The 1,408-nt window shown below is 74.1% G+C and carries 1 protein-coding gene; it reads right to left on the bottom strand.

Annotated features, from left to right (window positions below; translation table 11 throughout):
* Positions 1-1,408, bottom strand: a 1,408-nt coding sequence (locus tag AOK16_RS24220; RefSeq protein ID WP_055474241.1) for a metallophosphoesterase family protein, incomplete at both ends; no start/stop codon positions are given.

Raw genomic sequence — 1,408 nt, 5'->3', positions numbered from 1 at the left:
GGGACGGGGAGGCGCCGGGGGAGTTGTTCTCCGGGAGGTGGCGGCTGACCTCGGCCGTCGACAGGCCGAGCCCGCCGAGCGTGATCGCGTCCCAGGCCTGGAGGGTGCGGGTGTCCCGGTGCAGGTAGAGGACGGAGGCCTCGACCGGGTCCGGGGTCTTTCCCTCGACCGCGCGCAGCCCGCTGCCGCCGGTCGAGCCCTCGGTCATCAGCCGGGTGCCCTTGTCCAGGACCTCGTTCGTGCGGCGGTGGATGTGGCCGGCGAGGGCCAGCGGGACCGCGCCGTCGGTCTGCCGCGCGGCGACCGGGTTGTGCGCCAGCGCGATGTCGACCGGCTTGCCCGCGTCCTTCTGGACGCGGAGCGCGGCCGCCAGCTCGCGGCCGACCCGCTCCTCGGCCGGGTCGCCCGCCGCGACGACCGACCGGTCCGGGGTGAACTGCGGGTCGCCGGTGCCGGCGATGCGCAACCCCGCGACCTCGACCGTCTTCCCGTGGTCGAGCACGTGCACGTTGCGCCGCCCCTCCATCGACTTCTGCGTCGCGGCCGAGTCGTGGTTGCCGCGCACCCACACGTACGGGGCGCCGAGGCCGGGGACCGGGTCGAGGAAGGCGTTCTCGGCGGCCGAGCCGTGGTCCATGGTGTCGCCGGTGTCGACGATCACGTCGATCTCGTACTGCTCGACCAGCGACTGCACGATGTGCCAGGCGGCCGGGTTGAGGTGGATGTCGGAGACGTGCAGGACGCGGACGGTGGTGGGGTCCGGCTGGTATGCGGGGAGGGTGGAGGTGACGTCGTACAGCTTGGTCACGTTGGTCACCAGGCGCGCCAACTCCTGCTGGTAGACGTCGAATTCGCTGACGATCGAGCGGGCGTTGCCGACCACGTCGGGGGCGGAGGAGAGCAGCCCGGAGAACTTCGGCTCCAGCACGGACTTCGGGTTCCACGTCGCGTACGCGAGGCCGCCGGAGGCCGCGAGCAGGGCGAGGGAGAGGCCGCCGGCGGCCAGGGCGCGGCGCGGGCGGCGGTAGACGGCGAGGCCGAGGGCGACCGAGCCGGAGACGACGGCGGCGCAGGAGCGCCACGCGAGGTCGGCCGTGCCGAGGGCGACGTCGCGGGTGATCTCGTCCTGGAGGCCCGCGATGCGCTCGGGGTGGTCGACGAGGGCGCGGGAGCGCTCGGCGTTGAGCTGGTCGACGTCCACGTCGAGGCGGAGCGGGGCGGTGTGGGTGGCGAGTTCGAGCGAGCCGAGGGGGGAGACGTTGACCTTGGTGCCGCCGGTGAGGGAGGGGCGCAGCGTCATTGCCGTGTCCATCGGGCCGACGGGGGTGCGCACGCTTCCCACGGCCAGCAGCCCGAGCCAGGCCGCGAGCAGCGCGACGGCGACGAGACCGGCGGCGCGGGCGAAGGG

It is taken from the genome of Streptomyces pathocidini (assembly GCF_001418495.1).
GTDB lineage: Bacteria > Actinomycetota > Actinomycetes > Streptomycetales > Streptomycetaceae > Streptomyces > Streptomyces pathocidini.
This window is presented reverse-complemented; position numbering and strand designations above follow the sequence as displayed.